Genomic DNA, 26,841 nt, shown 5'->3' on the forward strand with positions numbered 1-26,841 from the left:
ATGTGAAATAGAAAAGAAGCCTTAGCTCTCAACAGCCAAGGCCGTTTTTTCGATATAATCAGAAAAATACCCGCCATCAGGTTATTCATTTGCCATGTCAATGGTAAAGGGATGGATACAGCAAACGTTCTGGGTCGCGCTCCAGCACCTGCTGGCATGCTTCGCAGGTGACACGCACCACCTGATTTCCATCCATATCATTGGATATTATATCGTTCCGTTCATCCGGGGTCAACTGATCAAAGCCGAGATCCGTTTCGGACAAGACGGTTTTCTCAATCGTTCCGACGGGATATCCACAATGGCGGCAAACATAGTGTATGGCCATAAGGCTGCCTCCCTAACGCCAATTTTGCTATTAGTATCACCGCAAAAGAACAGAATATACCTGGTGCAGCGCCGGGAGACAATGATGTTCAGGACTGTTTTCGCATATTGTAAATATTCATCGCTTCGAGAAAAGTGGAACTGAGCCAACGTTCTACGGCATCTGCCGAGCGCACGACTGCATCGGATATCTCCTCCAATTCGGCGGAAGAAAATGTGCCCAGCACATAATCCGGTATAGGAACCGGGCTTTCCGGCCTGCCGATGCCGATCTTGATCCGCTTGAACTGATCGCTGCCCAGATGAGCGATAATTGATTTCATCCCGTTATGTCCGCCGGCGCTTCCTTTCAGTCGCAACCGAATTTGTCCAGGCGGCAGGTCCAGGTCGTCGTAAATGACGCATAAATCTTCCAGATCCGCCTTCAGCCAGTCCATTGCCGGACGGACGGCTTCACCGGATAAATTCATATAAGTCAAGGGCTTCATGAGGATCACCTTTTCCCCCCGGATCACCCCTTCTCCCACTTCCGCATTCCACTTTTCTTTTGTGACGGGAATTCCCCATCGCCGGCTCAGTTCGTCAATCACCCAAAAGCCGATATTATGACGGGTCCTGGCATACTTGATGCCCGGATTCCCCAACCCTGCAATCAATTTCATGCTGTTCCTCCTCAAGTCTGGCAAGCCTCAACCCATTGGAAGGATGAGGGACGGTTTTTACTCCATTTTTTTATTTTCTCAGATCAGCCGCAAATTAAAAAGGCTTCCCCTTTGCAGATTATTGTAAATGTAAACAGCTTTTTCTGTTGCCAATTTTACAACGGATCACATCAAATTCAAAATATCCCGTTAAACAGGTGCAAAAAAAGCGAGAGGATATAAAAAAAGCGCAACCGGGAAAGTTGCGCGTCGGGGATCACTCGTTTTCTTTTTCGTTTTCTTCTTCCGCCTCCTGCGAAACTTCTCCTGCCTGAGGAGGCACGATGCTGACAACAACGGCTTCCGGGTCTGCCAGGAGCTCAACCCCCTCGGGGAGATGCAGATGATTCAGCGATAAGCTATCCCCCATTTCCAAGCCACTGATGTCCAGTGTCAATTCCTGCGGCAACCGGTCGGGCAGGGTGCGGACTTCGACCGTGCGCAGATGTTGTTCAACGATGCCGCCCGCTTTCGCTCCCGGAGCTTCCCCTGTGAGAACGAGGGGAACTTCTGCATCAATCGGCCGGTTTTTCTCCACTTTGAAGAAATCGATATGCAGCAGGCGATCTTTAACCGGGTCTCTCTGGATGTCTCGAACCATTACACGATAAGCTTTTCCTTCCAAACGCAGATCAGCAAAGCCTCTTGCCCCGAGTTTGCGAACCTCGCTTTCCGCCACGTGAATCAACTCGGGGGAAAAATCCTTCCCATACAGGACTGCGGGTATTCTGCCTTCCCGGCGCAACCGGTTTATATATCCCTGCGTTGTTCTTTCCCGCTTCTCTGCTGTAATGGCAACTGACATAACCAAACATCCCCTTTCTTGAGTAAGGGTATACCCGGATCATCGGCTTCCTAAACTTCAGCTGCCGTCAACCGGCAAAAAAAGTTCCATCTCCCGCAAACACCGGAACAAATCTCAAAAAAAGGAAGGCGCTTTCTCTGTTTTGCAAAAGTACAGGTGTGTTACAGGTTGGATCGTGATGTCCCCTTAACCTCCCCACATCGATGGTCGGTGAAAGGGGCACCACTCCCCACCCGAGTTTGCCGGTTTTCATCCTGATTTGGTTTGGCATCATGTCCGTTTTCTCAGTCAAACAGCTTGCTGACCGATTGCTCATTATGAACGCGCAAAATGGCCTCCCCCAGCAAAGCAGCAACAGACAAGACCTTAACCTTGTCCAATTGCTTGTTTTCCGACAGCGGAATCGTATCGGTTACCACCATCTCTTTGAGATTGGAATCACGGATTCGGTCAATGGCCGGACCGGAGAAGACCGGATGGGTACAGCAAGTGTAAACTTCCTTGGCGCCATGCTCCATCAAGGCGTTGACGGCCAGCGTGATCGTTCCGGCGGTATCAATGATGTCATCAATAATGATGGCTGTTTTTCCTTTTACATCTCCGACAATGTTCATCACTTCAGCCACGTTGGGTTCGGGCCGGCGCTTATCGATGATCGCAATCGGCGCTTCCAAACGCTCAGCCAAACGACGAGCCCGAATCACGCCACCGTGGTCGGGGGAGACAACAACGACATCGGTTAAGCCCTTGCTTTTGAAATAGTCTCCGAGGATCGGCACACCCATCAGGTTATCCACGGGGATATCAAAAAAGCCCTGAATCTGTGTTGCGTGCAAATCCATTGTAATCACGCGGTCGGCTCCGGCTGTTTCGATCAGATTGGCCACCAGTTTGGCCGTGATCGGATCGCGCGCACGGGTTTTGCGATCCTGGCGGGCATAGCCATAATAGGGAATCACCACATTAATCGTTCCCGCGGAAGCTCGGCGCAGCGCATCAACCATGACCAATAGTTCCATCAGGTGCTGGTTGACAGGATCACAGGTGGATTGGATCACATACACATCGGAGCCGCGCACACTCTCATTCAGTTTGACATGAATTTCCCCATCGCTGAATTTGCCGACATGGGCATCACCGAGCGGGATCCCGATATGATCGCAAATCGCCTTTGACAAAGCGGGATTGGAATTGCAACTGAATACCTGCAAGCGAGAATTACCTGTCGACATAAGCTGAAGTTCCTCCAATTTCATTTCATTTGGCTGAGCGTTTTTCTTTTAATTTTTGCGCGTAACCCGGTTTGTTGGTTTGCCGCTCACGCGCAATCGCCAGGGCATCTTTCGGCACATTGTCCGTAATGGTTGAACCGGCGGCCACATACGCCCCTTCTTCCACCTTAACCGGAGCCACCAGGTTAACATTGCAGCCGACGAACGCCCCGTCCTCAATCACCGTTTTGTGTTTATTCAGTCCATCATAATTGACCGTGATCACACCGCAACTGACATTTACATTCTCTCCCACATCTGCATCTCCTACATAGGCGAGGTGAGAGATTTTTGTACCGTTTCCGATATTGGCTTTCTTCAGATCGACAAAACAGCCCACTTTGGTGTTGGCACCCAGATCCGTTCCGGGACGAAGATAAGCGTAAGGCCCGACTTTGGCCTGCTCCCGGATTTTGCTGCCTTCAATCACGGCATAGCGAATCCGGGCTCCGTCCGCCACCACCACATCGGACAAATCGGCTTGCGGCCCAATGTGGCAACCTTCACCAATGACCGTTTTGCCCCGCAAAAACGTTCCCGGTTCAATCACGGTATCCGGTCCGATCTCCACATCTGCTTCAATATACGTACTTGCCGGGTCAATGATTGTCACACCGCTTCTCATCGCTTTGCGCAAAATGCGCTCACGCATCTGTTTCGCCGCTTCGGCCATCTGAACGCGGTCATTCACACCCATCGCTTCATCCGGATCATCAAGAATTTCTGCGCGGATCGGCTGCCCCTGCTCACGCAAAATGGCTACGACATCCGGCAGGTAATATTCGCCTTGAGCATTATTATTATTAACGAGAGAAAGTGCAGAAAATAATTTTTGATTATCAAAACAATAAGTTCCGGTATTAATTTCCTTAATGGCCCGTTCTTCTTCCGACGCGTCTTTTTGCTCGACAATGCGGTCGACTTGGCCGTCCTCCCGGCGCACGATCCGTCCATAACCGGTCGGGTTCTCCATGACCGCCGTCAGCACGGTCGCTGCCGCACCTGAAGCACGATGGTTTTCCACCAGCTTCCTGAATGTTTCCGCGGTAAAGAGAGGATGGTCACCGTTGATCACCAAGGTGATTCCCTCTTCATTTTGCAAAAGAGGCCTTGCTTGCATGACTGCGTGGGCCGTTCCCAGCTGCTCCTTCTGATCGGCAAATAAAACCCGGTCACCCAGATGTTCTTTAACCGCTTCCGCCTGGTGCCCGACGACAAGAATGGTTTTTTCCGTCTCAAGTTCATCCAAAGTATCTAGAATATGGTCGATCATCGGTTTTCCGCAAACGGGATGAAGGACTTTGTGTTTTCGTGATTTCATCCGCGTCCCTTTTCCAGCTGCCAATATCACCGCATAAACATGTTGCATGAACAAAGCGCCCCCGTTTCTCGAAACTTCCTCCCTGAATATATCGCATCATATGTAGGATTGCAACCAAACCGGTCTTTAAACTTTCGCAACAAAAAAGAACCCGGGGCACGGGTTCCTCTTCCTGATTTATCATTTTCCAACCATCACAAAGCTTTTTGCGCGTTGATATTCATCTGTTCTGCCGCTTCGAGTTCGCCGGCCTTGCGATACTCTTCCAGAACAGCCGCCTCGATCTTCTCCCGGCTGACCGGAGAAATCGGATGGGCAATATCGCGAAATTCGCCATCCGGAGTCCGTTTGCTCGGCATGGCAACGAACATCCCGTTATTGCCATCGATCACTCGAATATCATGCACCACAAACTCGCTGTCAATCGTAATCGAAGCAATCGCACGCATTCGACCTTCACGGTTGACTCTGCGTAAACGCACATCAGTAATTTCCATCTGCTCCCACCACCTGTTTCCTATGATGACTAATCATTTCTAAATTACCTATTCGAGGCGACGGGACCAATTCCTCCCATAAATAGACAGTATTAGTAAATTTCTCTTGTTTTCCAATCTATTTCTTCTTGGCAATGACCTCCATCTCAATCAGGACATCTTTGGGCAAACGGGCAACTTCTACGCAGGAGCGAGCCGGCTTATGCCCGGAAAAATATTGGGCGTAAATCTCATTGATTTGCTGGAACTGATTCATGTCTTTTATGAAAATCGTCGTTTTAATGACATGGTTGTAATCACTTCCGGCTGCTTCCAGCACAGCTCCGATATTTTTAAGAACCTGGTGCGTTTGTGTCGCAATATCGGATCCGGCTAGTTCCCCCTCGGGCGTGAGCGGGATCTGCCCGGACGTGAAAATCAACTCTCCCAGTTCAACCGCCTGTGAGTAAGGACCGATTGCCTGCGGCGCTTTTTCCGTTTGCACTTGTTTGATCATGCCCATCTCTCCCTGTTAAAAATATTTCCCAAATCGACTTGTACTCTCCGTTCCTTCACATCCAGTTCCCTGACTTGGACCAATGAGGCATAAGCGTCGACCAACCGTTCCCTGGCCGGGGCTTCCAGCATCACTCCGACACCGACGACCTCTGCGTTAAACTCGTTCAGAAGATCGAACATCCCCCGCACCGTGCCACCCGCCTTCATGAAATCATCGACAATGAGCACGCGTGAACGCTCGGACAAGCTCCGCTTTGACAGAGACAGCTGCCTCATCCGTTTGCCTGAACCCGACACTGTGTTGACCGTCACAACCGATCCTTCCGTCACCCGATAGTCATAGCGCGCTATCACCACGGGGGCGCGAAGGTAAGCCGCTGTCGCATAAGCGATGGGGATTCCTTTGGTTTCGACGGTTAAAACGGCATCGATTTTTTTGCCGCCGAATACCGAGGCGAAAATGCGGCCCATCTCGTTGACCAAGGTTGTGTCTCCCAACAGGTCGGAAAGGTATAAAAACCCTCCCGGCAAAATTCGTTCGGGATTGCTTAGCCGCTCGCACAATCCTTGAATCACGTGAAGAGCCTGATCCCGGCCGATATCCGGAATATATCTCACGCCGCCTGCCGCACCGGCCACCGTCTCTAATTCGCCATTTCCTTCTGCTTTCAACACTTCATCAATGATGTCCAAATCCTCACTGATCGAAGATTTGGCCGCATGGTATCGCTCAGCAAAAGTCGTAAGCGGAATTAAACGGTATGGCTGGACCAGTAATTGGCGGGTCATGTCAACCAGTCTCGCGCTCCGTTTCCACTTATCCATTCCATACCTCCGAAGTCCTAATATTCCTGACCGAAATATATCATTTTGTTCGGATTCCATCAAGCACACTTTCCGTGCGTACTCCCAGCATGCGCACGCAATAGACTTGCCGGCAAAATCCCCGAAGGCTGTTTACAATCCGTCTCGCCCGCGATTCTTGCCTTATCAGGGCAAAAACCGTGGGTCCGCTGCCGGACATTAACACGCCATCGGCTCCGAACTCTTTCATCTTCTTCTTGATCTTGCCCACATCCTCATGCATTTCCATCGTCACCGGCTCCAACACATTCCCCAACAGACGAACCATGTGATCGTAATCTCGTTTTCTCAGCGCCTCTGCCATTTGTTCTGTTTCCGGGTGCTCCGCGATTTCATCCACTTTCAGACGTCCGAATACATCCGCCGTGGAAACGCCGTGCCCCGGCTTGGCCAGCACGACCCAGCAGGGCGGCGGCGGAGGCAACGGGGCGAGGATCTCTCCCCGTCCTCTGGCGATTGCAGTGCCTGAATAAACGCAAAAAGGAACGTCCGAACCGATTTCCGCTCCGATGGCTGCCAGTTCTTCATCGCTCAAACCCAGCCCCCATAACCGGTTCAGCCCGCGCAGGGTTGCCGCCGCATCGCTGCTTCCCCCGGCGAGTCCCGCTGCTACCGGAATATGTTTATCAATTCGGATATGTATCCCGCGCTTGATCCCGATTTTCTCTCTCAGAAGAACGGCGGCGCGATAAGCGAGATTCCGTTCATCCTGCGGCACGAGTCCCGAACTGGATTCCAGTGTGATGGACGAGCTTTCCTTTTCAAACAAATCGATTCTGTCAAACAGATCGACTGTCGTCATCACCATTTCCAGTTCATGGTATCCATCCTGCCGTTTATAAAGGGCATCCAGTGTCAGATTTATTTTGGCCGGTGCTTTGACTGAAACGAGCAATTCTCTTCCCCCCAGTGCACCAACTGATGATTTCTCCGTTGTTTAACAAGAGCGGTTGACCAGACTTTCCTTATTTTATCACGATCGGTTCGCCAGAAGTATGAAAAGAAATCGGGTGTAACCATCCAGACAAGAAAAGCCCAAGGGAAATATCCCTTTGGGCTTCTTACCCTGTTTACTTTCCTGAATCTCTCGCAGCCAAATGTTCTTCGGCGATCTGAATCGCCCGTTTCACCATGTTTCCCGCATCGCGGGTTCTGATTCCACCCCAGCCTTCACGCTGAACCACATCGTAAAAGCCGAGGTCTTTGGCCAACTCATACTTAAAGGCTTCTGACATCACTCCACCACGCCGACGTGCCAAGTGATCCCCTCCTTTTCGGATTCAAGAACAAGTCACAGGGCATCCCTAGTATGACAAATTCAACGCATTTTTATGTAAGCGCTTTCACATCGTGAAAAAAAGAACACACCGAAATGTGTTCCATTATTGAGATGTTTTCACGTATTTCACGGGAATTTGTTCGTTATTGTTATTAAAAACAGTGAGTTCCACTGATTCTGTCAGTATATCTGCATAGCTGTAAGAAACTCGGTTGAAAGAATGGTCTTCATCCAACTTGACAACGAACACGGAGGGGTAAGTCTCTTCGAGAATCCCGGTCCGTTCAACGGTCTTACGGCGTCCGCTGTTTGCTTTTAAGCGGATTTTTTGTCCGATGTATCCCTCAAGAGTACACTTGATTTCGGTTAACGCGTTTTTGCCCATTGGTCGACCACCTCACTTATAGAAGATTATACTACAAGCGATGTGCAAAGTCAAACGATTTATTATAGCAGGGGGACAAACTTCTTGTCAATGGGATTCTGCATAATTTTTTGCCATAAAATAAGACTCACTTGGTAAAACGGTCAGCCACGGCACTGGCCGCAAAAGATTCCGGCTTGATCTTGGCCGTATAGCCGACAGACGTGACCCAACCGACCACTTCCTGAATCAGTTTTCTCGTCTCCCCCTGCTGCCCCACATCCAAGTGGATCTCCATCGGAATGTTGACGGAAAAACCAAAGAACCCTTTTTCCTTCAGCAGTTCCACCACTTTCAAACTGTATTCCGTCTCGCGATAAATGCGGTAACGGAGATCACGCATCGCGTTATGGCGAATCTTCGCATAGTAGAAAGTGGCACCTTTGCCGATGCGCTGCACAATTACGGCCGTGACGTAGATGGTCTCCCGCTCGCGCGTTTGCGAGTCGGTGCCGATCACCATCTTATAGCTGGCCTTCGGGTCTTCCTGAATATATTCCTTAATCTCCGCAATCATGTGATCAAGACTGCGTCGGCCCTTACGAGGATGATAAAAGTTCACGGAAAAACCCCCAACGATTTAGGATGGTTTGATCCTACACGTCGAGTCTGAGGTTCGTATCCGCTTTTGCATCTATTACTTCGGTTAATCGTGCATATTCCGCCAGGTCTAATGTTTCTCCGCGTCGTTTCGGATCAATATCCGCCTCACGAAGCAACCTCTCCACTTCCGCTTTGTCCAGGCTGGTGAGGAGATTGGCATGAAGCGAATTCAACAGAGTTTTGCGCCGCTGAGCAAAAGCTGCTCGCACGATTTTGAAAAAGAGTGACTGATTTCCAACTTCGACCGCAGGTTGATCGCGGATGGTTAAACACGCCACTGCGGAATCCACCTGTGGACGGGGAACGAAAACATGACTTGGAACGCGGGCCACTTCTTTTGCTTCAGCAAAATACTGCACCAGTACGCTCAGCGAACTGTAATCCTTCGTTCCCGGCTTCGCAGTCATGCGGTCGGCCACTTCCTTCTGGATCATGATGACGATATTTTTGAGCGGCAGTCTCTCCGTGAGCAGCCTGATCACAATCGGGGATGTGACATAATAGGGAAGATTGGCGACCACATGAAGGGAATTCACTTTCTGAAAATATTCATCCACCAGAGCATGAAGATCGACGGTCAAAGCATCTCCATGAACTATTTCCACCTGCGGCCGGGTTTGAAACAAATCCTTCAAAACCGGAACCAACCGGCCGTCAATTTCAACAGCAACCACTTTTTTCGCTTGATCGGCAATGCGCTCGGTCAGAGCGCCGATCCCAGGCCCGATCTCAATCACTCCCGAATCGGGGGTTAAATCCGCTGCGCGAATGATCTTGTCCAGGACATGGGAATCAGTGAGGAAATTTTGGCCCAAGCTCTTTTTTAGTATGATTCCATATTGGTTAAGAATATCCCTCGTCCGTACAGAAATCGGTTTTTGCGTCATCCCTTCCATCCTTCCTCCTCTGCTGCCATGGCTTGCAGCAGTTCTTCACGCGAAATGCACAGCACTTGCAGACGACGGTAAAATTGCTTGGCATTCCCGTAACCAATCCCCAAACGCTCTGCGATCCGTTCTCTGCGTTTGCGCGAATCGCTCCCGCCGGCAAAACCCAATTCATAATATTCTTCCCAGGTGAGCGGCGGCTCTGGCTCCTCCCCGTCCCATTCGGCGCGAACGGACTGGAGCGCCTTGGCAATCGCCTCCGCCCCGGCGTGTTCAATGCCGATTTTACCCTTCCCTACGGCTTCGCTTTGCGGCAAAAAGGCGTGTTTCACCCCGGCCACATTTTCCGAAATGATGCGCCGGATCCGTTCTCCGGCATAGTCAGGGTCGGTAAACACGATCACTCCCCGCTTTGCCTGCGCCCGTTTTATCTCGGCAAGCACCTCTTCTCCCAGCGCCGAGCCCCGCGTTTCAATTGTATCGGCTTCGACGGCGCGCCTGATCGCCAATGTATCGTTTTTTCCTTCTACGACAATAACTTCTTTCAACTTCGGACGTGACAAAATAAGCTACCTCTTTCCAGGACTGTATTTCAAACTGAACTTTGAAAGAAGGGAGCACTGGACCCAGGCTCCCTTTTGTTTCGCTTCGTCAAGCGTTCAGCACTTTTTCAAGTTTAAACAGACGAATCGCATTGGCCCGGGTGGCCTCGGCCAGTTCTTCCGGGCTCATCCCGCGCAATTCGGCAATCTTCTCGGCCACGAGCCGGACGTATCCCGTTTCATTCCGTTTGCCGCGATAGGGATGCGGCGCCAGATAGGGGCAATCCGTCTCGATGAGCAGACGATCAAGCGGAACCTCTTTGGCCACCTCTTTCGGTTCTTTTGCATTCTTGAAGGTGACAGGACCGCCCAACCCGATCATGAAGTTCAGTTTCAACACTTCCTCCATGATGCGAAGGTCGCCGCCGAAACAATGCATGACTCCTCCCACTTCTTCGGCATGTTCTTCCTTTAGTATGCGCACAACGTCCTCATGGGCATCCCGGTCATGAATGATGATGGGAAGCCCTGTCTCCTTCGCCAGAGCGATCTGCCGGCGAAACACCTGCGCCTGCACATCGCGGGGGGAGTTGTCCCAATAATAATCAAGCCCCATTTCCCCCAGTGCAACCACTTTGGGATGGGTGGTCAGTGAGCGAATCCATTCCAAATCGGCATCGGTGCAATCTTTGGCATCATGGGGATGCCAGCCGACAGCGGAATAGATGAACTCATATTCCTCGGCCAATTTCAGGGATGTCGCAATGGTTTCCTTGTTGTATCCGACATTTAAAATCGTTTGCACGCCATATTCCTCACGCGCCCGCCTGATCACTTCCGCCCGGTCCCCGTCGAATTTGGGATCGTTCAGATGGGCATGGGTGTCAAACAACATCACGGCTGAATCCTCCTCTATCGATGGGTCGCCAGAGACAGTAAATGGATGCGGTTCACCGGCAATACAACCACATCAGCCCGGCCCACTACCGCGCTGATGTCAACCGGGCCGATCATGCGGCTGTCAAGGCTGTTGTTGCGGTTGTCTCCCATGACGAACAAATGGTGAGCCGGAACGATCAAATGCTTGTAACTTCCGATCGCATCATTCATCGCCCCGTTGATATAAGGTTCGTCAAGCGGTTTTTTGTTTCGGTATACCTTTCCGTTTTTAATATCGATCTGGTCTCCCGGCAAACCGATGACCCGTTTGATAAAATCGCGGCCTTCATTGGTATGAAAGACGATAATATCTCCATAATCGGGCATATCGACACGATAAATCCATTTATTTACAATCAGCAGCTCATCGCCTTTCAGTGTCGGTTCCATGGATTGACCGTTTACTTCATACGGGGCAAACAAATACCCGCGAATGCCAAAGGCAATCAACACCGCCACGGCAATGGCCACAAACCACTCCAATGCGGTCACCCATTTTTTCGATGAGCTTTTCGGATCCGCCATCAAAAAACCTCCTGTATGAAAAAATTTCGAACCAGGTTCCATACCAAATTCACTGTCTGGCCGTTTTTGTAATGGACAGACCGTTTTTTCCCCTTGGTTTCTGAAAGCGGAACAGGCAAAAGAAGTTCCTTGCATCCATTTCAAGGAACCGATTCACTTCAACTTCTGGCATAAAAATCACCGCGTGCCGGGGTAGTGGCCCGAAGTGTGTGGAGAATCGGGACATGGCGCCTCCCAACCTCCCGGAACAATCGGTCAGGAGGGCCCGCTCCCTTCTCAAATCATGCTTGGGTTATTTCACTTTGGTTCCGTTGGGAATGTCACCGGAAACCGTCGCCAAAACCAGCCGGTCCTGATCAGAAGCGGCCAGAATCATCCCTTCGGACAACTCCCCACGCAATTTGACCGGTTTCAGGTTGACCACGCAAATCACTTTTTTGCCGATCAAATCCTCCGGCTTATAATGTTTGGCGATCCCAGACACCACCTGGCGCTTTTCCGACCCCAGGCACAATTGCAGTTTCAGCAGGCGATCCGCATTTTTCACCGGCTCAGCCTGGATCACCTCGGCAACACGCAGTTCAACTTTGGCAAACTCGTCGATCGAGATCAGCCCTGCCGCTTCATCCTTCTCTTTTATTGTTTTCTCTGCTTCCGTTTTTTCATCCGGTTTGAGGGTTGATTTGCTGATCATGTTTTTAATCTCCTCCACTTCTGTTTTAACATCGAGTCGGGGAAAAATCGGTTTTCCTTTCTGCGTTTTCGTACCAGCCGGCAGCACTCCAAACTGCTTGAGCGTATCCCATTCGGTCAGCGGGCCTTCCTCTATCCCCAGCTGCTGCCAAATTTGTTTGGGTGCCCTTGTCATAAAAGGCTGAATCAAAATGCCGACCATTCTCAGCACCTCAAGCAAGTGGTAGAGAACCGAACCGAGAACATGCTTCTTCTCTTCATCTTTGGCCAGGTTCCACGGCTGGGTTTGCTCAATATAACGGTTGCCGAAGCGAACCAGTTCCCAGATGGAAGTCAGTGCAACAGAGAACCGGAGGTTTTCCATCGCTTCCTCCACTTTCTCCACCGTTTTTCTTGCGAAGTCGATCAGCGGCCGATCATGCTCAGTGGCTCCTTCAACCTGCTTTGGTACCACTCCGCCGAAGTATTTCTCCACCATGGTCAGGGTCCGATGCAGCAAATTTCCCAGATCATTGGCCAAATCGGCGTTCACCCGCTCGACAAACGCCTCGGCCGTAAAGATTCCGTCTGCGCCAAACGGGACTTCACGCAACAGATAATAGCGGATCGGATCCAATCCGTATCGGTCGATGAGCGGAACGGGGTCAACGACATTTCCTTTTGACTTTGACATTTTTTCTCCCCCGACCATGAAGAACCCATGGGCAAAAACCTTTTTCGGCAGCGGCAATCCGAGAGCCATCAGGAAAATCGGCCAATAAATCGTATGGAAGCGAACGATGTCCTTGCCAACCAGATGAACGTCGGCCGGCCAATACTTTTCAAAACGGGCAGCGAGCGCGGGATCGTCGGACAGATAGCCCACTGCGGTAATATAGTTAGTCAGGGCGTCCAACCAGACATAAACAACGTGCTCCGGGTCGTCCGGCACCGGAATTCCCCAATCGAAAGTGGTTCGGGAAATGCTCAAATCTTCAAGCCCCGGCTTGAGAAAGTTCTGGATCATTTCATTTTTGCGGGATTCCGGTTCAATGAAGTCCGGATTGGCCTCATAATGTTGCAGTAAGCGATCCACGTATTTGCCCATCCGGAAGAAATAACTTTTCTCCCTGATTTTCTGGATGGGACGATTGCAATCGGGGCACTTGCCATCTTTCACCTGGCGGTCAGTGAAGAAGGATTCCTCATGAACACAATACCATCCTTCGTATTCACCCAGGTAAATATCACCTTGGTCAAGCAATTTTTTAAAGATCTTTTGCACCACTTTTTTGTGGCGTTCCTGTGTCGTGCGGATAAAATCATCGTAGGAAATGTCCAGCTTCTGCCACAATCTTTGAATTTCATTCACGTTTTCATCCAAAAACTCCTGCGGGGTCTTCCCTGCCTCCTGGGCCGATTTTTGAATCTTTTGCCCGTGCTCATCTGTCCCGGTCAAGTACATCACATCGTACCCGCGCAAACGTTTGTAACGCGCCATCGCATCTCCGGCCACCGTCGTATAGGTATGACCAATGTGAAGTTTGCTGTTGGGATAATAAATCGGTGTCGTCAGATAAAAGGTCTTCTTGGCTTCACTCATTCCCACATACTCCTTTCCCGTTTTTAAAATAAAAAATCCCGCCCGTCATTGGGGCGAGATCTGTGCACGCGGTACCACCCAAGTTCAGCACCTGCTTTGTCGGCAGATGCCCTCAGACGCCTTTTAACGTCGGCACACGTTCTTCCCTAGTCCGGAGAACCTCCATTTCAGGAAGAAGTCTCAGGGGCCATGTTCATCCGCTTCCGCTATGCTGGCTTCCACCTGTCCCAGCTCTCTGGAGATAGCGTCCACCGACTACTCTTCCCCTTCACAGACTTTGATTCTTTCCATTGATTACGGATCAAGATCTTTTTCCTATTATACAATAGTCAAAAACGGTTGAAAAGTAAAAGCGGCGCCTCTGCCAAGCTGCTTCTCTCCATAGCTTTTCCAGCGAAAAAACCGGATAAACCTCCCTATCTCTTATCATAGCGCACGGCGAACGGAGTTGCATGCTTTGACAGCTTTCCCTCAAGGGTTAAACGTTCCAGTTCCTGTTTCAGGCGATGCACATCCCAGCTTAACCCGCAGGCACGATTGATCTGGGCAACCGCTCCGACCAGATCGGTATCAAAAAGAGGGAGCAACCCGGCCAGGACGCCCAGCAATTGATCATCCTGTTTCTCGGCAAATTGCTTGAGTTCATCAAAAGGATTGGACAAATGCGGGCTTTGTGTATAAGCGCAGCGGATGCGAATAAAGATCGTACGTCCAAACACGGCCGAGGAAACAAACGTATCTCCGGAGCGCAGATAGGGAAGCCGTTTCCCTTCTTCCGGCGTCAAATCCGTTTCTTCCCGCAACGTGGCAATATCGGTTCCCCGCACAGTGCGGAAAACAAATTTGGTATTCAACTGCGCAGTAATCGTCTCATCCAAAAGCGTTGGTCGCTGCGTGGCGAGAAAGAGAAACACTCCGTATTTTCTTCCCTCTTGGGCAATCTCTTTCAAGATCGCTTTCGCCGGAGATTCGAGCGCCTTGGGAGCAAAATTGTGCGCTTCATCCGTCACGACGATAAACGGCGGAAAAAATTTCGCTTCCTCCCCGTTCATGCGGGCATCTTTATATTCGCGGCGCTTCCGGTACAAGGAGCCGATCACATAGGTGGCAAACACTTGCAAAACCCATGTGCTCCCCTGAATCACCACCAATTTCCCCTGTTCGAGGCCTCGTTCGATCGCCCGGATATCCTGTTGGAACAATCCCGCCCTGTCAAGCCGCTGCAAACGCCAATGGACCCCTTTGACAGAGGAGAGCGGCAATGTTCCATACTGCGCCAACAGCTGCTTCAAGTCGTGGATGCGCTGCACATCGGTCGGAGTTAAATCCGCATTGTTCAACTGCCGTTCCAGCCCCTGTTTTCCCTCCTCCAACGCCTGCACCAGATTATTGATGCGGTCACTGAAGGAAGCAAAGGAATCACGCTTCCGATGGAGCATCTGGATCACATTCACCATCGCGTCAGACAGTTGGCTACCGGCAGCGCCCAAAAGTTCGGTCACATCGCGCGTCGACAGATCGGAAAAGGAAATACCCACTTCTTGCCCGATTTGCACGGCGATAAAGCGATCGGTAAAATCGTCCCCTCCTTCCACTCCCGGAACGCGGTCACGAAAATCCATCTCAAAATGCGGATCAAAAACCAGTGTCGGGATGCGCAATTTCATGAGTTCTTCCAGCATCACGCGCAAGCCGAACGACTTCCCCGACCCCGAACCGCCAAAAATGCCGACATGGGGATATTGCTGCATCGTTTTGATATCAAAGATAAAGGGAACGCCCCGCTGCTCCCTGAGCGCTCCTTGTTCCATGATCATCACCCGGTTTCGCAAATCGGGGGTAATCGTTTCCGACATCGATTCGGTTCCGCGAATTTCACCGAGCAGCATCCCCTCTGACGGCGTTGTCTTCACCAGCAGATCGCGCACTTCGGCAAATTCCGGCAAACGGACGGAACAGCCGGTGCGAACGGGATGCGGCGCCTCTTCATATAAGCGCAATTTGGCCAGATTGATTTCATCGGATTCGATATCATATCCGATTTGTTCCAGGGAACGGATCACCTGGGCATCCACCAGGGACTTGTCCAGACCCATCGGGATCAAGCGGTTGTAGGATAAAGTTTCCACCACTTCCCCCCGCGGATTATTCAGGGCATTGTCTTCAATAACCAAAATCTCATTGATGCGAAATTTACGCTCCCGCGACACGATATATACTTCCTGCTGTGTTGTGACCCCAACGACCTGCATTCTCATCTCTCCCTTTCCATCGCGTATTTTGTCCCGTCAAATCATGCGTTCACTCCGCTTTACGGCCAGCAGGCGATGACGCAGATCAGCGTCGATATACTTCTCAACCATCGTCTCGACCAAAGGGTTGGTCACCCGCACCTGGTTATCGACAATATCCAGCCAAAAAGGAATGCCCCGGCCCTGTTCCGGCGTCAGGCTGTAAATCAACCGCGCCAGAGCCAGCCGCTCTTCCCGTTGGGACATCAGCCCGTCCAAACCAATCGGCTGGGGACTTTTCGACGAGCGAAAGGCCATTTTCCACATTCCGCTTCCGGCCGGACTCCACTCCTCCCATTCAAACGCTTCTCCCACATTTAACACGCCATAGAGCAAATCGCGATCAGACCAGGCGGGAAATTCCGGAAACAGTTCCTTGACCAGCCGGCGCGTGCTGATTTCTTCGGCCGCGCCCACGATCAGAATTCCCCGATCCTCGGCGATCCTGGCCAATTTCTCCCACTCTTCCGCATCATCGATATAAAAATGCAGAAGTGACCCGTCCATGATCACCACCCGCGCTTCCCACTCCCGCATCGCCTCACCAGCCACCCTCATTTCCAGCGCCGATAAAATCGCTCCCCGTTTTCGGGCCTCCCGGGCAGCTTGTCCCTCTTCTTCCTCCTCTTCAAGCAGCGGGGTGTATACATCTGCAGCCCACTTTTCTTCGCCCAGCGTTCCTTTTGCCAACGCTTGAAATACAGATAAAGTCCGGGTTTGCGAGCCGCGGGTGGAGTTGACGGAACCATCGACTCCGATCACGGATCTCCCCTGTAGCCAATCCCGCATTTCTCCGTCTTCCCATTTTTCAATCCGGTAAAATGATCCAACTTCACGCAGGCGGGCGCGGATTTTCTCTTTGTCGAACGCAGTCGACGGATAGATTTCACGCAGGGAATCATTTAATTTTTTCAGTTTCCATTTTAACTCCTCCGATACGGGCAGCATGTCTTTTCCTCCTTTGGTCCTTCATTGTCAAGAATCTGCCATCTAATAATCCCGAGTTTTCTTACCCTATTTTTTCAGATTATGATAAAGAAAGGAAAGGTATTTTTGGAAAAACAGTCTCATTTAAGCCCGGAACCGACACAGAATAAACTTAAGATAAAAATAATATTTATATATTAAATGTTTCATGCTGATAAAATAAACTTTTTTTGACTAAGAAATAACTATTCTTTTACATGATTAAGGAATTTTCTATAAAAATCCTCTAATTATATTGACTGTTATGGGAATGGTTGGTATGATGAGTTTGACGTCGATGTCGAAATTTGACGTCAATTTAAAGATAAAAACAAAACCCAAAACCAAAATCAAAACTGAGAGGGGATTCCGGATATGTTGAAATCTACTGGTATTGTTCGCAAAGTTGACGAACTCGGCCGCGTTGTCATTCCAATCGAATTACGCCGAACGTTGGGAATTGGTGAAAAAGATGCTCTGGAAATCTATGTAGACGGAGAACGCATTGTTCTGAAAAAATATGAACCGGCTTGCATCTTCACCGGCGAAGTGGATGAAACGATCCGCTACAAGAACAAAGTCGTGAGCAAAAAATGCATTGAAGAAATGTACCAACTGATCCACGGTGAAAAAGTGACGGTAGAATAAAGTTAAATCTGCCAAAATCTTCATTTACCATTATCTCATGCATCCGCCTTTTTTCCTATAGATGAAACACGTTATTCCCAGCATCATCCGCAACACTTACGCACTTAATGAGGATACATATTACCTGCATGGGAAGTGGCGAGGAAGAACTTTGAAAATATTGTGTCAACCATATTGCCGTTTTATCAGGCGGAGATTTACGAAACGCCTGCTTCAGCAAACGCAAGCAGGAAGTCATCCTTCCTTGGAGATTTTGATATGCCGGCACAGAGTAAAGCGGTTGCCCTTCGTTCACGGGCAACCGCTTTCTTTTTTTACTCCTTTTCGGGTTTTTCCGCTTCCTCCGCCTTCTCCTGTTTGGCTATTTCCAATATGCGTTCCTTCAATAGTTCAGATTTTGTGCCAAACACAGCCTGAAAATTGCCCGGCCCCACCTGTATCACACCGGAAACCCCCAATTTTCGCAATTGGTCGCGATCCAGCTTTTCTTCATTCTTCAAAGTCATGCGCAGGCGGGTGATACAAGCATCCAGATGTTCGATATTTTCCTTTCCGCCGATGGCCTCGAGAACCTGGCGCGCCAGTTCATCCTCTCCTCCTCCGGCTCGTTTCCCCTTTTCTTCCGCTGCATTTGCCGTTTCATCCTCTTCATCTTCACGTCCGGGTGTCTTCAGGTTAAAGATGCGGATCATGAAGCGGAACAGGACGTAGTACAGCACAGCATAAATCACGCCGATGACCAACAACAGCAACGGCTTGGTAGCCAGATTGTAGTTGAGAATATAGTCAATCGCCCCTGCCGAGAAGGTAAAACCGTGGCGGATTCCCAGCAGATCGACAACCGCCATGGAGACCCCGGTCAGAATGGTGTGCACCACATATAAAATCGGCGCCACAAACATGAACGAAAACTCGATCGGTTCGGTAACCCCGGTCAAAAAGGCAGTGAGAGCCGCGCTCACCAGCACACCGTACACTTTTTGGCGCTGGGACGGCCGGGCTTCATGCAACATGGCAAAACACGCAGCCGGCAAGGCAAACATCATGATCGGGAACATCCCGGCCATGAAGATTCCCGCAGTCGGGTCCCCATGCAAAAACCGGTTCATGTCTCCCGTAACCCCGTGATACGATCCGACATTAAACCAGACAATCGTGTTAACAATATGGTGAAGCCCAAAAGGAATCAGCAAACGATTCAAAATCCCGTAGACAAAGACTCCGACGGCACCCGCACCGATCAACCAGTTTCCGGCACTATTAATCCAGTCTTGAACAGTCGGCCAAATGAATAAGAAAATAATACCTACCCATACCATCACAAAAGAGGTAATGATCGGAACAAAGCGTTTTCCGCCAAAAAACTGCAACCAGTCGGGCAGTTTAATTTTGTGGTACCGGCGATAAAGCACTGCTGCGATGGCCCCGGAAATGATCCCACCGAGAACTCCGGTATCCAGTTTCATCGTCTTGGTGCTTCCCAGATCGACCACCTGGCTTAACACCAGATATCCAACGAGAGCTGCCAGTGCCGCGGCACCCGCCTCTTCCGCCAATCCGATGGCCACCCCGACTGCAAACAGGACGGGCATATGGTCCGTAATCGCACTCGCACCACGGGTCAGAATTTCGCCTACATAATAAATAATACTTCCTTTGGCGAAGTATTTCGGGTCGGACAATAACGCGCCCAGGCGGAGCAAAATCCCCGCGGCCGGCAACACGGCGATCGGAAGCATCAATGATTTTCCGATGCGCTGCAATGACCCTAAAATACCCCCTCCTCGTCGTTTGCTCAAACTCTTACACCTCCGTTAGTCTATTTCCAGCCTGTCTGCCGCGACTTTGGACATCCAAACACATACTTTTATTATACATAGAAAGTTAATTTTCCTGTCATATTTTTTATATTGACTGAGGATAATACCTGGATGACAAAATGCCTTCTTTCAGGCAAATTCAGTTCCGGTGATAGGTATTATAAACCTCTCGCTTGGGCAGGGAACGATCTTTCGCCGTTTGGGCGATCGCCTCTTTTTTTGACATCCCCTTTTTTATATAAATCTCGACATGGTCTTCAATCGCAAGTGATTCCCACCATGCTTCCTCTTGAGATTCCTCTTCTTCCTGAAGATCTCCGGATACGACAATCGTATATTCCCCGCGGGCTCCATGCTCCTTTAAGTAATCCAAACAGCGGTCAATGTCTCCGCGCAGCCATTCCTCATGCTTTTTGGTCAATTCACGGCAGATGGCCAAACGTCGGTTGCCCATCACTTGCCGAAGATCGGCCAGCATCTCGGTGATCCGGTGCGGAGATTCATAAAACAGCAGGGTGGCCGGGGTCCTGGCCCAGCGTTGCAACTGCGCCCGTCTCTCTTTAGTTGACCGCGGCAAAAAGCCGATGAACAGAAAAGGTTGGGTCGGCAATCCTGAAGCAACGAGCGCAGCCAGAGCGGCATTCGGGCCGGGGATCGGAACCACCGGAATCTGATGTTGGACGGCATCCCGAACCAATTCTTCTCCCGGATCGGAAATTCCGGGCATCCCCGCATCGCTGACCAGGGCTATTTTCTTCCCTTCCAAAAGCTGATTGAGCAGTTGGGCTCCGCGTTCTCTTTTATTATGTTCATGGTAACTGATCAATTCCGTATGAAACTGAAAAACCTGGAGCAACTTTCGCGTATGCCGTGTATCTTCAGCTGCAATCAGGTCGACTTCACTCAGGATCTCCAACGCTCTCGGACTCATATCCTGCAAATTGCCGATCGGCGTTCCGACGACATAGAGAATACCTCTTTTTTCTTCGGCAAAACTCTTGATCACGTGCATCGCTCGGTTCCCCTTTCTGCGATTAATCTCCATTTTTCCTTCCGTGACATCTTTTTAATCTCATGCTCCCGTTTCAGGGCCCACGATTTGCTCGTGCCCGCTTCATAATACCGCAGAACCACCGGCAAGCGGGCGCGTGTATATTTGGCCCCTTTTCCGAGACGATGCATTCGCAACCGCCGCTCCAAATGATTAGTCATCCCTGTGTATAATGTACCGTCCCGACACTCCAGTATGTAAACATAATAGGAATCAGCCATTTTCTTCCTCCATTTGGGCAAAGAAAAAACGCCGGCTTCCGGCACCGGACGGGTCTGGTGGTTACACCATACTCGAATTGGTACCACTTTGCCAGCGTCATTCTTCCTTGGATGATTTATTGAGAAAGGCGATACAAAACAGGCAATCTCCCTCTCCGCGCAACCGACCATAATGAACATTGCATATATGAAACCCTTCTTCATATAAATCTGCGAGATGATGAACCCCTTTACCTGCGGCTTCTTCTTTTGGTGGAAGCGTCTTTTCTTCTGTTTCGCCTGAAGGTGAAGAGAACCTGGCTTCCAGCTCTTTCAGCCGTTGGTTCTCCATCATTAATCGGGTATTATCTTCGATTAGTCCGACAATCTGTTCTTTCAGCCCGGCTAATTCCTTATACAGTTCACCGATTCGCTCTTCAACGCGAGCGACCTGCTCAAAGATAGCTTCTTTGTCCAAGCCTCCCCACCTCGTTTATCACCAAAAGCGGTTAATATTCGTGGTTTCCGGTCATTTATAGCTTCCGCTCGTCTGCGGAGACTCTGTCAGTTTGATCTCTTCCAAAGAATGTTCCACCAACGCCCCCGTTTGAAACAGTTCCACTTGCACCCGCCGCTCCAAGAGGTTCAACAAAACCACTTTTCCATCTCCGTTCGGCGTCAACACATTCTCACCGAGATCGGGCAAAATTTGCTTCGCTTCATCATAAAGGTCGTTTTCATATTTCAAACAGCACATTAACCGGCCGCAAAGCCCGGAGATTTTAGCCGGATTCAGGGATAGATTCTGATCTTTTGCCATTTTAATCGAAACAGGCTCAAAGTCTCCCAAAAAAGACGAACAGCAAAGAATCCGTCCGCACGGGCCAATTCCGCCCAACATTTTTGCTTCATCCCGTACCCCGATCTGCCTGAGCTCGATACGGGTCCGAAAAACCGCAGCCAAGTCGCGAACCAATTCGCGGAAATCGACACGTCCATCCGCGGTGAAATAAAAGATGATTTTATTGCGGTCAAACGTGTATTCTGCATCAACCAACTTCATTTCTAAACCATGTGTTTGGATTTTTTCATGACAAATGGATAAGGCCGCTTTTGCTGCCTGGCGATTTTCTTCCATTTGTTCAGTATCTCCATCCGTGGCAATCCGTAATACCTTTTTAAGGGGCAGTACCACTTCATCCTCCTTGACAAAACGGATTCCCGTCACCACATGGCCGTATTCAACTCCCCGCACCGTTTCCACGATGACATGGTCCCCGCGTTGCACTTGTAAATCGGCAGGGTCAAAAAAATATATCTTACCCGCTTGTCGAAAGCGAACTCCAATCACTCTTAGCACTTACAGCGTCCCTCCTCTACCGCCCAACCTATTTTCCGAGTACGGCCAGAGGTTGCATCGTATCAGCCTGTCGCCGACGAAAAGCGATGATCTCTTTTTTGTTCCATCCAAGAAATATTGATGCTTTGCCGGTTTTGTTTGAATACACGCCTCCCAATTTATTCAAAATAAACCCGTTTGGATCATCTGATCTATCCGTCAATTTGTTCATTGATTCTCACAGGATTCTGTTAAAGAATCTCATATACCATTCTATCATTCACAGTAAAAATTGAGCAAACATCTCATTAAGTAAGAGCTGGAAATTCGTCCCGACAGCATCATTCTCCCGTCAATCTTTCACCAAGTTGAGGATGTCTTCGGCCAGCTGCCCGAATATCTCTTCTTTGCTCAAGCATGCATCCAGCTTGCGATAACGTTCGGGGGCGCTTTGCGCCAAAGAGAGAAACCCTTCACGAACCCGTTCATGGAATAATTTCTCTTTCAATTCCATCCGATCCTTCTTTCCGCCGCGATTCTTCATCCGGCTCTGGCTCATTTCCACGGGCAAATCAAGCAAATATGTACGATCAGGTTTCAGGCCGCCGGTTGCCCATTCGTTAATCTGAATAACCTCCTGAAGATCCCACTGCGCCCCGTAACCCTGATAAGCAATGCTGGAATCAACATAACGGTCGCATAAAACAATCTTGCCTTGCTCCAGCGCGGGGCGAATCACTTGATCCACCAGTTGGGCCCGGGAGGCAGCGTACAGCAGAATTTCGGTTCGCGGCCTCATATCGGAAAATTCCGTGCTCAATAAAATCTGACGAATTCCGTCTCCAATCGGTGTACCACCCGGCTCACGCACTGTGATGCATTCTTTTCCCTTTAGCCGCAAATAATCCTCGAGCAGTCGGATTTGTGTCGTTTTTCCGGCCCCTTCCGGCCCTTCAAACGTAATAAACCTACCTTTCCCCATCCTTGTCGCACCTCCTCGCTTCGCCGTCAAGATTTAAAGGAGCACCTCCACCGCCGGTGTGTCGGAAGAACGAATACCGCGCACGTTTCCTCCACGCCGGATCACATCGCACAAAAAGTGAAGAACCTCTTCACGCAATTCCTCTCCAGGTAACACAAGAGGAATCCCTGGCGGATACGGAGTGATCATTTCTGTCACAATCTCACCCGCGGCACTGGCCAAAGGAATCCAGCGCCTTTTTCTCCGCCTCAGTTCATCGAACTCCACCTTCGCCTGGGTATGTATGGAGAAGCTCGGTAAATTGAAAGAAGGTTCCTTGGGAAAATGGGAAATTTCCCTGTCCAGCCGCCTGAGAACCTGCTCAAGCCTGCTCAGCTCGCTTTCTGTTGTTCCAGGCGAAAAAACAAACAACACTTTTCGGTGGTCAGCCAACTCAGCATAAATTCCCTGTTTATTTAACCAATCGGCCATGGCATAGCCGGACACTCCTGGATCGGCAACTAAAGTCAATTTTAACGGATCATGAGGGCTGAGAACAGAAACCTCATGTATAAAAGAACCGTTTTTTATATTTCCCCGGAAATGATCCAGGGCAATTAACAAACGTTCCAATTCTTCCTTTCCCTTCGTGGCGATCCATCGTCTGGCCAAGTCAAGAGAAGCCATCAACGGATAAGAAGGGCTGCTTGATTCGATCATGCGAAGCCAGCGCATGATATCCGCGATATTTACTCTTTCTCCTTGAGCGTGCAGCATTGAGGACATCGTCATGGAGGTGAGCAATTTGTGCGTGGACTGAATGGAAACATCGGCTCCTTGGTCGATGGCCGACAGCGGGAGACGCGGGTGAAATCCAAAGTGGGCTCCATGTGCTTCATCGACAACCAGCGGAATTTGATGTGCATGGCAAATCTCTGCGATTTCGCGCACATTCTGGACAACTCCAAAATAGGACGGACTGGTAATCACCACCCCTTTGGCCTGTGGGTACTGACGGATCATCTGTTGAACCGTATCCGGGGAAATCGGGATCTCCATTCCGTTTTGGTCAAATTCGCATGGCAGATAGCGCTGTTTTGCCCCGGCCATCATACATCCGTGAAACACAGATTGATGGCAATTGCGCTGAATAATAATCTCTTCTCCCGGACGACAGAGGTGAAGAATGGTCGCTAAAATGCCGGCGGTGGTTCCTCCCACCAGAAAAAGAGTATGTTCTGCCCTGAATGCTGCAGACGCCAACTGCTGCGCTTCCAAAATCGCTCCTTGCGGATGGTGTAAGTCATCCAGTTCCCCCACCTCTGTTAAATCCAATTGCAAAACGGATGCAAACCATTTCTTTCCGGCATCATCAAATGCCTGACCTTGTTTATGACCGGGAACATGAAAATTGCCCGTCGAACGGTTGATATGCCTTATCAAAGCATCAAACAACGGCGCCTTCATCTGATCCACTTTCGCGCCACCTCCTTCCTATTTATATAAAACAATTCATGGCAAATGGGCAAGCAAAGTTAAAGTACGCCCTCACTCAAATCCGCAAGCAGCTTCTTGAAGAATAGAGAAATCCTTTCTGTCACAGAGAGATCATTTTCCGTGGTCCGCTTGGGTTTGCAACCACCCACCCAAATAAAAAAGCCGGCCCCTGGAACATTGTCCGACAGCCGGATAACGGATGAGGTGAGCGGATGGTGAACAGAATCCCCTGTCTTTTCTGTCAAGATGAAACCAAGTCAAATTGGAGAGATTTAGCGCTCCCCGTTTTCAGGAAATATGGTTTGAAAAAATCCGTCTCTGTGATGATCATCGCAACTTCTTGAAGGAAACCGATGTCCCGGTATCTGAATTGCGCTGCTCGAAAGGGCAGGGAACAAAACCACGCAGCACAAATATCCGCGACAGGCAAATGAATCGCCCTTTACCCATCCTCTCTCGCGAGGATTCGCTTGTTTTCGCCAGACGGCAACAGAGGCTTCACCTCTCAGTAAAAAGTTAAGGTGCTTCATATAATGTTTTTCCCTGATGATTCCAAAATACCCTTAAACGCCAAACATAGTAGCCATAACGCAGATCATCAACGGTACTGCGCGCCAACTCTCTTTCACAGAGGGTACAGATATATTGCTCCAATAAAGGTAACATTTCATCGCGAACCTGGTCACAAATGATACAGTGATAGGGCTGCTTATTCTCCATCTCAATCGCCCGCCTTTCCCTTTTGTTCACATCATTTCCAAAAGGGCAATGATTTAAACAATAAACAATGACCAATAGCCCTGTTTTTTGAGGAAAATTCATTATGGTTGCTGTCAGGGATGTGTTGATGTTTTGCATGGTATTGCTCCAATTCCGGTTGCCCGGGCCGCTTCTTGTGTGGAGAAAGCTTAGCGAATAAGATTCATTGCTTCCATTTTTCAGGGATTTCATCAACAAAATTTTGTCCGTCTGTGAGTGGATGATTACCGACACAAACAATTCCAGCGGCAGGCGACTGCATCGAAAAGCAACCAAACTTCCCTGCTTCAACGCACTTCAGGCGAAAATGACAGTCATGAAACTCCGCTGAAGTCAACCTTAGATCCGGTCGGTCAGTGGGGCACCTCTACCCTGGCAATTTTGTTTACTTCTGATCCACTGTATATACCGTAAAGAGATAAACATTTTCCAAGAAGAAGGATATCTCCTGTCGGGAGGTGGCACAGTTCTTGTTCAGGCATTCCTTTCCTTAACCGGATTTCCCTGATAAACCATCTCCCGTTTTCTATAACCTGTCAAACATCCTACTCCCTATGCTTATTCATCACCCTATTAGAATATTTTCGTCATTTGCGTAACAGGCTAAATGAAAAAGGAGGAAATCTGATGCTTACTCCAAGATGGATTGTCATTTTCATTTTTGCTATTTTTATTCCTCTAAATGCACTGCTCAGAAGCTATTTACGTATTAAATATGAAAACACAAGATCCAAAACAAAGTAGAAAACAAGTGATGCTCTGCTGTCTCCCAGCCAATCCTCGGCACATGCTTCTTGATCTTTTCTTTCTTTTATCCTTCCATTTTAGTAGAAAAATGCTAACCGTTTCCCAACTACACTACCACGGAACCCTAAACGCTAACAAAGACTCCTGGTCGCAGTGAACGTCGGTATCGTATCGTCGAAGCGATCCATAGTAGAAGCAGTTCACAGCGTCTTCCTTGAATAAAACCAATATTTTTGAATGAGACCAATATTTTCAGCTAAATTGAGTTGTCTCAGCTCAATCGCGATTAAAAATTAAATCTGTAATTTCCTTAAGCCGGATTCCAAACCAGATTCCCCAAGCCTGGTAAAATTGTACTTTGGAGAAGCGATTTCCCGCCCCTATAACTTGTATCCCATTTGGAGGAATCCGCAAATCTGAGGAGAACATCGGGGAACATCCTCAGGATTTCCGCGAGGATTCCCGACGGAGTGAATGAAATACGCTCAAAAACAGATGGCGATGGGAAAGGATGGAGAAGGAGGATGAATCGAAGGAAATAAAAATAACAAAGACAACAATGAAAAAGCCACCTCCAACGAGGTGGCTTGTATCTTTGCCTGGCAACGACCTACTCTCCCAGGGGTGAACCCCAAGTACCATCGGCGCTGGAGGGCTTAACTTCCGTGTTCGGGATGGGAACGGGTGGATCCCCTCCGCTATCATCACCAGACGATGTATTTTGTTAAGTGGTTCCCTGAGGGGAACACACCCTGAAAATAAGATTGGAATAAGGGTTGCAAGTGGAAGAGAAGTAGTAGGATA

Annotated in this window: 28 protein-coding genes, 1 rRNA gene and 1 other annotated feature; of the genes, 1 reads left to right on the plus strand and 28 read right to left on the minus strand. The window is 49.5% G+C overall.

Going from position 1 to position 26,841, the window contains the following annotated elements; genetic code table 11:
* Nucleotides 1-97: 97 nt before the first annotated feature.
* The 19 genes from JG50_RS0108525 to JG50_RS0108615 form a co-directional block, all read right to left on the minus strand.
* A complete protein-coding gene (locus JG50_RS0108525; RefSeq protein ID WP_033100696.1) occupies nt 98-328 on the minus strand; it encodes an anti-sigma-F factor Fin family protein in 231 nt (76 codons plus the stop codon).
* A gap of 88 nt (nt 329-416) precedes the next feature.
* On the minus strand, nt 417-989 hold the full coding sequence (pth, locus tag JG50_RS0108530) for an aminoacyl-tRNA hydrolase (protein ID WP_033100697.1): 573 nt from the start codon (nt 987-989) through the stop codon (nt 417-419).
* Nucleotides 990-1,245: 256 nt separating this feature from the next.
* Complete coding sequence (locus JG50_RS0108535) at nt 1,246-1,833, minus strand: 50S ribosomal protein L25 (RefSeq protein WP_052154127.1); 588 nt, start codon at nt 1,831-1,833, stop codon at nt 1,246-1,248.
* Between the two features lie 284 nt (nt 1,834-2,117).
* The gene (locus JG50_RS0108540; protein ID WP_033100698.1) at nt 2,118-3,065 is read right to left on the minus strand and encodes a ribose-phosphate diphosphokinase; all 948 of its coding nucleotides are present in this window, start codon (nt 3,063-3,065) and stop codon (nt 2,118-2,120) included.
* 25 nt (nt 3,066-3,090) lie between these two features.
* On the minus strand, nt 3,091-4,473 hold the full coding sequence (gene glmU / locus JG50_RS0108545) for a bifunctional UDP-N-acetylglucosamine diphosphorylase/glucosamine-1-phosphate N-acetyltransferase GlmU (RefSeq protein WP_033100699.1): 1,383 nt from the start codon (nt 4,471-4,473) through the stop codon (nt 3,091-3,093).
* Between the two features lie 146 nt (nt 4,474-4,619).
* The gene (gene spoVG, locus JG50_RS0108550; protein WP_033100700.1) at nt 4,620-4,922 is read right to left on the minus strand and encodes a septation regulator SpoVG; all 303 of its coding nucleotides are present in this window, start codon (nt 4,920-4,922) and stop codon (nt 4,620-4,622) included.
* Nucleotides 4,923-5,040: 118 nt separating this feature from the next.
* Nucleotides 5,041-5,415, minus strand: a complete 375-nt coding sequence (locus JG50_RS0108555; RefSeq protein ID WP_033100733.1) for a RidA family protein — start codon at nt 5,413-5,415, stop codon at nt 5,041-5,043.
* On the minus strand, nt 5,415-6,245 hold the full coding sequence (gene purR, locus JG50_RS0108560; RefSeq protein ID WP_033100701.1) for a pur operon repressor: 831 nt from the start codon (nt 6,243-6,245) through the stop codon (nt 5,415-5,417). The genes JG50_RS0108555 and purR overlap by 1 nt, the downstream gene beginning before the upstream one ends.
* A gap of 40 nt (nt 6,246-6,285) precedes the next feature.
* A complete protein-coding gene (ispE, locus tag JG50_RS0108565) occupies nt 6,286-7,179 on the minus strand; it encodes a 4-(cytidine 5'-diphospho)-2-C-methyl-D-erythritol kinase (RefSeq protein WP_033100702.1) in 894 nt (297 codons plus the stop codon).
* A gap of 175 nt (nt 7,180-7,354) precedes the next feature.
* Nucleotides 7,355-7,519 carry a small, acid-soluble spore protein, alpha/beta type gene (locus JG50_RS0108570; RefSeq protein WP_370589224.1) on the minus strand — a complete coding sequence of 55 codons (165 nt, stop codon included), beginning with the start codon at nt 7,517-7,519 and terminating at the stop codon, nt 7,355-7,357.
* 147 nt (nt 7,520-7,666) lie between these two features.
* Nucleotides 7,667-7,948: a Veg family protein gene (locus tag JG50_RS0108575; RefSeq protein ID WP_033100704.1), complete on the minus strand. Its 282-nt coding sequence runs from the start codon at nt 7,946-7,948 to the stop codon at nt 7,667-7,669.
* Between the two features lie 127 nt (nt 7,949-8,075).
* Nucleotides 8,076-8,549, minus strand: coding sequence for a ribonuclease H-like YkuK family protein (locus JG50_RS0108580; protein ID WP_033100705.1), 474 nt, complete (start codon nt 8,547-8,549; stop codon nt 8,076-8,078).
* A gap of 34 nt (nt 8,550-8,583) precedes the next feature.
* On the minus strand, nt 8,584-9,486 hold the full coding sequence (gene rsmA / locus JG50_RS0108585) for a 16S rRNA (adenine(1518)-N(6)/adenine(1519)-N(6))-dimethyltransferase RsmA (protein ID WP_374057979.1): 903 nt from the start codon (nt 9,484-9,486) through the stop codon (nt 8,584-8,586).
* Nucleotides 9,474-10,040 carry a ribonuclease M5 gene (rnmV, locus tag JG50_RS0108590; RefSeq protein ID WP_220184950.1) on the minus strand — a complete coding sequence of 189 codons (567 nt, stop codon included), beginning with the start codon at nt 10,038-10,040 and terminating at the stop codon, nt 9,474-9,476. Before rnmV ends, rsmA begins: the two co-directional genes overlap by 13 nt.
* A gap of 88 nt (nt 10,041-10,128) precedes the next feature.
* A complete protein-coding gene (locus JG50_RS0108595) occupies nt 10,129-10,914 on the minus strand; it encodes a TatD family hydrolase (RefSeq protein ID WP_033100735.1) in 786 nt (261 codons plus the stop codon).
* A 17-nt stretch (nt 10,915-10,931) separates the two neighbouring features.
* A complete protein-coding gene (gene lepB, locus JG50_RS0108600) occupies nt 10,932-11,483 on the minus strand; it encodes a signal peptidase I (RefSeq protein WP_033100736.1) in 552 nt (183 codons plus the stop codon).
* 292 nt (nt 11,484-11,775) lie between these two features.
* Nucleotides 11,776-13,758 carry a methionine--tRNA ligase gene (metG, locus tag JG50_RS0108605; protein WP_033100707.1) on the minus strand — a complete coding sequence of 661 codons (1,983 nt, stop codon included), beginning with the start codon at nt 13,756-13,758 and terminating at the stop codon, nt 11,776-11,778.
* A 46-nt stretch (nt 13,759-13,804) separates the two neighbouring features.
* Nucleotides 13,805-14,039 (minus strand) — a binding site (T-box leader).
* 135 nt (nt 14,040-14,174) lie between these two features.
* On the minus strand, nt 14,175-16,010 hold the full coding sequence (locus JG50_RS0108610; RefSeq protein WP_033100708.1) for an ATP-binding protein: 1,836 nt from the start codon (nt 16,008-16,010) through the stop codon (nt 14,175-14,177).
* A 36-nt stretch (nt 16,011-16,046) separates the two neighbouring features.
* Nucleotides 16,047-16,997 (minus strand): DNA double-strand break repair nuclease NurA, encoded by a 951-nt coding sequence (locus JG50_RS0108615; RefSeq protein ID WP_033100709.1) that lies wholly within the window; start codon nt 16,995-16,997, stop codon nt 16,047-16,049.
* 393 nt (nt 16,998-17,390) lie between these two features.
* Between JG50_RS0108615 and JG50_RS0108620 the strand changes: the two genes are divergently transcribed.
* Nucleotides 17,391-17,663, plus strand: a complete 273-nt coding sequence (locus tag JG50_RS0108620; protein WP_033100710.1) for an AbrB/MazE/SpoVT family DNA-binding domain-containing protein — start codon at nt 17,391-17,393, stop codon at nt 17,661-17,663.
* Between the two features lie 314 nt (nt 17,664-17,977).
* On the opposite strand, the gene nagE is transcribed toward JG50_RS0108620, so the two are convergent.
* The 9 genes from nagE to rrf form a co-directional block, all read right to left on the minus strand.
* Nucleotides 17,978-19,438 (minus strand): N-acetylglucosamine-specific PTS transporter subunit IIBC, encoded by a 1,461-nt coding sequence (gene nagE, locus JG50_RS0108625; protein ID WP_081943800.1) that lies wholly within the window; start codon nt 19,436-19,438, stop codon nt 17,978-17,980.
* A gap of 184 nt (nt 19,439-19,622) precedes the next feature.
* On the minus strand, nt 19,623-20,495 hold the full coding sequence (gene rsmI, locus JG50_RS0108630) for a 16S rRNA (cytidine(1402)-2'-O)-methyltransferase (protein ID WP_033100711.1): 873 nt from the start codon (nt 20,493-20,495) through the stop codon (nt 19,623-19,625).
* Nucleotides 20,486-20,755, minus strand: coding sequence for a GIY-YIG nuclease family protein (locus JG50_RS0108635; protein WP_033100712.1), 270 nt, complete (start codon nt 20,753-20,755; stop codon nt 20,486-20,488). Before JG50_RS0108635 ends, rsmI begins: the two co-directional genes overlap by 10 nt.
* Before the next feature lie 97 nt (nt 20,756-20,852).
* The gene (locus JG50_RS0108640; protein WP_033100713.1) at nt 20,853-21,212 is read right to left on the minus strand and encodes an initiation-control protein YabA; all 360 of its coding nucleotides are present in this window, start codon (nt 21,210-21,212) and stop codon (nt 20,853-20,855) included.
* A gap of 51 nt (nt 21,213-21,263) precedes the next feature.
* A complete protein-coding gene (locus JG50_RS0108645) occupies nt 21,264-22,094 on the minus strand; it encodes a PSP1 domain-containing protein (protein WP_033100714.1) in 831 nt (276 codons plus the stop codon).
* Nucleotides 22,095-22,425: 331 nt separating this feature from the next.
* Complete coding sequence (gene tmk, locus JG50_RS0108655; RefSeq protein ID WP_033100716.1) at nt 22,426-23,055, minus strand: dTMP kinase; 630 nt, start codon at nt 23,053-23,055, stop codon at nt 22,426-22,428.
* A 33-nt stretch (nt 23,056-23,088) separates the two neighbouring features.
* Nucleotides 23,089-24,501: an aminotransferase class I/II-fold pyridoxal phosphate-dependent enzyme gene (locus JG50_RS0108660; RefSeq protein ID WP_232330966.1), complete on the minus strand. Its 1,413-nt coding sequence runs from the start codon at nt 24,499-24,501 to the stop codon at nt 23,089-23,091.
* 546 nt (nt 24,502-25,047) lie between these two features.
* The gene (locus JG50_RS0108665; RefSeq protein ID WP_160173831.1) at nt 25,048-25,389 is read right to left on the minus strand and encodes a sigma factor G inhibitor Gin; all 342 of its coding nucleotides are present in this window, start codon (nt 25,387-25,389) and stop codon (nt 25,048-25,050) included.
* A 1,245-nt stretch (nt 25,390-26,634) separates the two neighbouring features.
* Nucleotides 26,635-26,749 (minus strand): 5S ribosomal RNA (gene rrf / locus JG50_RS0108670).
* Nucleotides 26,750-26,841: the final 92 nt, after the last annotated feature.

It is taken from the genome of Thermoactinomyces daqus, from assembly GCF_000763315.1.
Classification (GTDB): domain Bacteria; phylum Bacillota; class Bacilli; order Thermoactinomycetales; family Thermoactinomycetaceae; genus Thermoactinomyces_A; species Thermoactinomyces_A daqus.

Bases quoted from the DNA above. Each gene is read 5' to 3' on its own strand.
- JG50_RS0108525 (WP_033100696.1), bottom strand. From the start codon at position 328: ATGGCCATACACTATGTTTGCCGCCATTGTGGATATCCCGTCGGAACG.
- pth (WP_033100697.1), bottom strand. From the start codon at position 989: ATGAAATTGATTGCAGGGTTGGGGAATCCGGGCATCAAGTATGCCAGG.
- JG50_RS0108535 (WP_052154127.1), bottom strand. From the start codon at position 1,833: ATGTCAGTTGCCATTACAGCAGAGAAGCGGGAAAGAACAACGCAGGGA.
- JG50_RS0108540 (WP_033100698.1), bottom strand. From the start codon at position 3,065: ATGTCGACAGGTAATTCTCGCTTGCAGGTATTCAGTTGCAATTCCAAT.
- glmU (WP_033100699.1), bottom strand. From the start codon at position 4,473: ATGCAACATGTTTATGCGGTGATATTGGCAGCTGGAAAAGGGACGCGG.
- spoVG (WP_033100700.1), bottom strand. From the start codon at position 4,922: ATGGAAATTACTGATGTGCGTTTACGCAGAGTCAACCGTGAAGGTCGA.
- purR (WP_033100701.1), bottom strand. From the start codon at position 6,245: ATGGATAAGTGGAAACGGAGCGCGAGACTGGTTGACATGACCCGCCAA.
- JG50_RS0108570 (WP_370589224.1), bottom strand. From the start codon at position 7,519: ATGTCAGAAGCCTTTAAGTATGAGTTGGCCAAAGACCTCGGCTTTTAC.
- JG50_RS0108575 (WP_033100704.1), bottom strand. From the start codon at position 7,948: ATGGGCAAAAACGCGTTAACCGAAATCAAGTGTACTCTTGAGGGATAC.
- rsmA (WP_374057979.1), bottom strand. From the start codon at position 9,486: ATGGAAGGGATGACGCAAAAACCGATTTCTGTACGGACGAGGGATATT.
- JG50_RS0108595 (WP_033100735.1), bottom strand. From the start codon at position 10,914: ATGTTGTTTGACACCCATGCCCATCTGAACGATCCCAAATTCGACGGG.
- lepB (WP_033100736.1), bottom strand. From the start codon at position 11,483: ATGGCGGATCCGAAAAGCTCATCGAAAAAATGGGTGACCGCATTGGAG.
- metG (WP_033100707.1), bottom strand. From the start codon at position 13,758: ATGAGTGAAGCCAAGAAGACCTTTTATCTGACGACACCGATTTATTAT.
- JG50_RS0108610 (WP_033100708.1), bottom strand. From the start codon at position 16,010: ATGCAGGTCGTTGGGGTCACAACACAGCAGGAAGTATATATCGTGTCG.
- JG50_RS0108615 (WP_033100709.1), bottom strand. From the start codon at position 16,997: ATGCTGCCCGTATCGGAGGAGTTAAAATGGAAACTGAAAAAATTAAAT.
- JG50_RS0108620 (WP_033100710.1), top strand. From the start codon at position 17,391: ATGTTGAAATCTACTGGTATTGTTCGCAAAGTTGACGAACTCGGCCGC.
- rsmI (WP_033100711.1), bottom strand. From the start codon at position 20,495: ATGCACGTGATCAAGAGTTTTGCCGAAGAAAAAAGAGGTATTCTCTAT.
- JG50_RS0108635 (WP_033100712.1), bottom strand. From the start codon at position 20,755: ATGGCTGATTCCTATTATGTTTACATACTGGAGTGTCGGGACGGTACA.
- tmk (WP_033100716.1), bottom strand. From the start codon at position 23,055: ATGGGGAAAGGTAGGTTTATTACGTTTGAAGGGCCGGAAGGGGCCGGA.
- JG50_RS0108660 (WP_232330966.1), bottom strand. From the start codon at position 24,501: ATGAAGGCGCCGTTGTTTGATGCTTTGATAAGGCATATCAACCGTTCG.
- JG50_RS0108665 (WP_160173831.1), bottom strand. From the start codon at position 25,389: ATGCAAAACATCAACACATCCCTGACAGCAACCATAATGAATTTTCCT.